Below are 4,046 nucleotides of genomic sequence, written 5' to 3'. Positions count from 1 at the left end.
CATCTTGGCCGGGGACGATTGCAGCCCCGAGACCGGATACGTTGGCGCAGACTGAACAGCCGTCAAAAAGTCGCTTGCAGGCGGGGCGAGCCATACGTTCTTTGGGCGGGCGACGTCCAGCGCCTCCTTGAGGATCTCGTTCTCCATCGTCTTGCGGCCGAGCAAACGCTCGAGGTCGCGGACCCGCTTCTCCAGATCGCGGACCCTCGAAGTGCCGACGACATCCTCGTCAGCTTGGACCGCTGCATGACCGCCTTCCAGCATCCGGCGCTTCCAGGCGAAGAGCTGCGAGGGTGAGACGCCAGCCTGACGCGCCACGAAAGACACGCTCATTCCGGGTTGCATCGCCTCCTCGACAAGCCGGACCTTCTCGGCCGTCGACCAGCGCCGCCGCCGTTGCACCGAGGTGATAACTTCGACCCGTGAAATCGGGCCGTCAGATGCTTTCGACATAGTCGTACTCATAGGCGAATGCCTATGCCTTATCGGCTATGCCACCTGTCCGGTCAAAACGGGGTGCGCTCCAGGTTGCGGCCATGAGTTCGGCCATGGGCTCGGTCTGCATGTAACGGTTCTGCGTCTGCCATTCGTCGTTGGCCTCGAGGAGGACCGCGCCGATGAGGTGGATGATGGAGCCCTCGTTCGGAAAGATGCCGACGACATCGGCGCGCCGTTTCACCTCCTTGTTCAAGCGCTCCAGTGAGTTGGTCGAATGGATCCGGGTCCGGTGCTGGCTTGGGAAGTCCAGATGCGCCAGCACGTCGGTCTCGCTGTCGTCGATGAAGCTGCCGAGCTTGGGGCATTTTCCCCGGAGCTGGTCGGCAACATGGCGCAGCGCCTGGGCCGCGCCGGCGCGGTCGGGCTGAATAAAAGCCTGGCGCAGGGCTGCGGCCGCCATGCTCTGCTGCGCCTTGGGGACATAGGACAGGGCGTTGCGCATCCAGTGGACGCGGCAGCGTTGCCAGGACGCGCTGAACACCCGGCGAATGGCCGCCTTTAGCCCTTCATGAGCATCCGAGATCACGAGCTTCACGCCGGACAGGCCACGGCGCACGAGGCTCTTGAGAAAGGTCGACCAGAACGTCTCCGCTTCCGACGGCCCGATGTGGAGACCGACGATCTCGCGCTTGCCGTCCGTGTTGACGGCCACGGCGATTATCGCGGCGACCGAGACGATGCGCCCGCCCTCGCGCTGCTTCAGGTAGGTCGCATCCAGCCACAGATAGGGCCAGTCGCCGAGGAGCGGGCGATCGAGGAACCCGCCGACGCGCTCGTCGATATCCTTGCAAAGCTTCGAGACAGTGCTCTTGCCGATGCCAGACAGGCCCATCGCCTGCACCAAATCATCGACGCGACGGGTGGAGACGCCGCTGATCCAGGCCTCTTGAATGACGGCGACGAGCGCCTTCTCCCAGAGCTTCCGTGGCTCCAGGAACGGCGGAAAGTAGCTGCCCTGCCGGAGCTTGGGAATGCGAAGCTGCAAGGAGCCGAGCCGGGTATCGAGCGAGCGGTCCCGATAGCCATTGCGATAGGTCGCCCGCTCCACCGTTCGTTCGTGACGCCCGGCGCCGATCACACCCTCCACGTCAGCCTCCATGATCGAGCGAGCGGTCCCGATAGCCATTGCGATAGGTCGCCCGCTCCACCGTTCGTTCGTGACGCCCGGCGCCGATCACACCCTCCACGTCAGCCTCCATGATGAGCTGCATCACGCTCTCGGCGATCGTCCTCAGGAAATCGCCGTCGCCCGCCTTCGCCAGAAGCTCGGCAAGCGGTAATCTGTCTTCGGTCATCGGGTTCTCCGGTCAGGTTGAAGCTTCGCAACTCCACCTTAGCCGGCCAATCCGGTGGCCACCTCCGTCACACCGTTTGACGTCCGAATTTCCACCACCAGCGCGGACACTACCCGCCCTCCAGCCATCCGGTGTTTACGGACCGGCGGACGATTTCGTCGTTATGCGCAGGCTCGACGAGGACGGTCACGAGAGGATCCACATCGCGGCCCGAGTAAAGAAGCTGATCTTTTGCTAGGCCGTGTGGACGGATTATCCGAAGCTCAGACGCTGGGGATTCCCAAATTGGATAATGGGTGATTCATAGCGGGTCGGTTTTGGGAGATCGACCATGCTGACACGAATGACGGACGATGAGTGGGCTGTGGCGGTCACGGTGTTTCGGGCGGTTTGCTCGCGCCGGGGCGACAAGGGACGCGACGACCGCAAGTTCCTCGAAGCCTTGCATTATTTCACGCTGAACAACGTCTCGTGGCGGGCGCTGCCGGCTGAGTTCGGAAACTGGAACTCGGTGTGGAAGCGGTTCTGGCGGCTGCGCGAGGCCGGTGTCTTCGAGGCGTTCTTCGAGACGCTCGCGGACCTGAGCCAAACGGCTCATCTGGTGCAGATGTTCGATTCCACCGTTGTTCGCGCCCACGTTTCGGCAGCAGGGGCAAAAGGAGGCAGCAAAGTCAGGCGCTCGGTCGCTCCAAGGGTGGGTTCTCGACCAAGATCCACCTCAAGACCGACTTCGATGGCCGGCCCATCGCATTTCATCTGACGGGCGGTGAAGCGGGCGATAGTCCCGTCTTCCCGCTTCTGCTCGACATCGGACCCGACGTGAAACCCCGGGCAGCTCTGGCCGACAAAGGCTATGATTCCAAGGCAAACCGGGCCGCGGCTCGCGCTCGCGGCATCTGTCCGGCGATCCCGACAAGGTCGAACGCCAAGAACAGACCCAAGTTCTTCCCAAAGACCATGTACAAGGGCCGGGCGCGCATCGAGCAAGCCTTCGGCAAGCTGAAGCGCTTCAAACGCATTGCGTTTCGCTGCGAGAAAACCGCCAAGAGCTTCTCAAGCTTCGTCTCGCTCGCGTGCGGCTTCATCCTGCTTAAATCCGTCCACACGGCCTAGCTAGAGTCCGGCGACGGCTCGCCGTGGGTCGACTTCTACGACGTCGAAGCCGGCATTCCTGCTTTATCGGCTATCTATCGCCCGAACCGCGATCCCGCAGGAACCACCCGCATCGACGCTGGCGAGACCGTCGAGCTGGACGGATACACAGCGATGATCCCCGAGAAGATGCGGAACGTCGGAGGCACCTTTGTCATTCACGTCCCCTGCCAAGTCTGGATCTACGGTCCGGACGGTAGGAAGCAATGGGGTCGAAAGGTGGTTGCCTCTGATCGGCCCCCAATGAGTGGTCCAGGTTGAAAGTTAGTTCAGGGTTGGTCTTTGCACCAGCGGTAGCTTGGCCGGCGAAGCAGGTCGGGTAAGCGCAGCCGGCCAAGCGGCAAAGGCTGGCACGAACACTTCCGGTGCTGGCGGCCTGTAGCCGATCGATCCATGCGGCCGGATCGTGTTGTAGTGACGCCGCCAGCCTGATCCGCCCCCATTGAAATGGTCCGCCCTGAAGTATGGCTTTGAGAGCCTGAAGGAGGACGGACATGGCAAGACGACCCAAGCCCGAAGAGATCGTCGCGAAGCTGCGGCAGGTTGACGTTCTGGTGTCGCAAGGAAGATCCACGGCGGACGCGGTTCGCTCCATCGGCGTGACGGAGGTCACCTATTACAGGTGGCGCAAGGAGTTCGACGGCCTGAAGGTCGACCAGGTGAAGCGGCGGAAGGACCTGAAGACTCAGAACCAGCGGCTTCGCAAGGCGGTCGCCGATCTGACCCTCGACAAGCTGATCCTGGCAGAGGCTGCACGGGGAAACTACTAAGCCCTGCGCGCCGGCGCGCTTGTGTCGACCACGTCATTGCGGTGACGAAGCTATGGCCTCATTGAGAGCGAGCGGTATGCGCAGGTCGCGTGCGAGCAGGTTGGCGGTCCCGAGGGGCAGGAGCGCGAGGATCTTTTCGGTGCCGACGAGAACGGAGGCGACCGCTGTGACGGTTCCGTCGCCCCCCGCCGCCAGCACGATCTCGGCTTGGCTTTGGGCTGAGTCGCGGACACGGGGGACTGTCAGGAGTTCTGTGCGGGAGGCCGTTTTCGTCAGAGGACGAAGCGGTCTGCAAAGACGACAGCGAACTGCGTCTTGGCCTCTATCCACT

At 62.7% G+C, this 4,046-nt stretch carries 3 protein-coding genes and 4 pseudogenes; 3 read left to right on the top strand and 4 right to left on the bottom strand.

Annotated elements, in window-relative coordinates:
- Positions 1 to 453 (bottom strand): transposase (locus tag ASG62_RS17900; protein WP_244488607.1); only part of this gene is annotated, 453 nt, incomplete at its 3' end.
- Between the two features lie 22 nt (positions 454 to 475).
- Positions 476 to 1,793 (bottom strand): annotated as a pseudogene (locus ASG62_RS17895) (IS256 family transposase).
- A 331-nt stretch (positions 1,794 to 2,124) separates the two neighbouring features.
- On the opposite strand from ASG62_RS17895, the pseudogene ASG62_RS27680 reads away from it, so the two are divergent.
- Together ASG62_RS27680 and ASG62_RS27675 are read left to right on the top strand one after the other, a co-directional pair.
- Positions 2,125 to 2,343: pseudogene (locus tag ASG62_RS27680) on the top strand (transposase); the annotation flags it as partial.
- Positions 2,307 to 2,906, top strand: a complete 600-nt coding sequence (locus ASG62_RS27675; protein WP_162246002.1) for an IS5 family transposase — start codon at positions 2,307 to 2,309, stop codon at positions 2,904 to 2,906. The pseudogene ASG62_RS27680 and the gene ASG62_RS27675, both read left to right, overlap by 37 nt.
- Positions 2,907 to 3,209: 303 nt before the next feature.
- Here the strand turns inward: ASG62_RS27675 and ASG62_RS25870 are convergent.
- Positions 3,210 to 3,371, bottom strand: a pseudogene (locus tag ASG62_RS25870) (integrase core domain-containing protein); the annotation flags it as partial.
- 68 nt (positions 3,372 to 3,439) lie between these two features.
- Here ASG62_RS25870 and ASG62_RS17880 point away from each other — a divergent pair.
- A pseudogene (locus tag ASG62_RS17880) lies at positions 3,440 to 3,750 on the top strand (transposase); the annotation flags it as partial.
- On the opposite strand, the gene ASG62_RS27670 reads toward ASG62_RS17880, so the two are convergent.
- Positions 3,749 to 3,913: a diacylglycerol/lipid kinase family protein gene (locus ASG62_RS27670; RefSeq protein ID WP_244487514.1), complete on the bottom strand. Its 165-nt coding sequence runs from the start codon at positions 3,911 to 3,913 to the stop codon at positions 3,749 to 3,751. The pseudogene ASG62_RS17880 and the gene ASG62_RS27670 overlap by 2 nt on opposite strands.
- Positions 3,914 to 4,046 lie beyond the last annotated feature (133 nt).

The sequence above is a fragment of the Aureimonas sp. Leaf427 genome, from assembly GCF_001425485.1.
Classification (GTDB): domain Bacteria; phylum Pseudomonadota; class Alphaproteobacteria; order Rhizobiales; family Rhizobiaceae; genus Plantimonas.
Note: the sequence above shows the minus strand (reverse complement) of the source record. Positions and strands in the feature narration are given on the sequence as shown.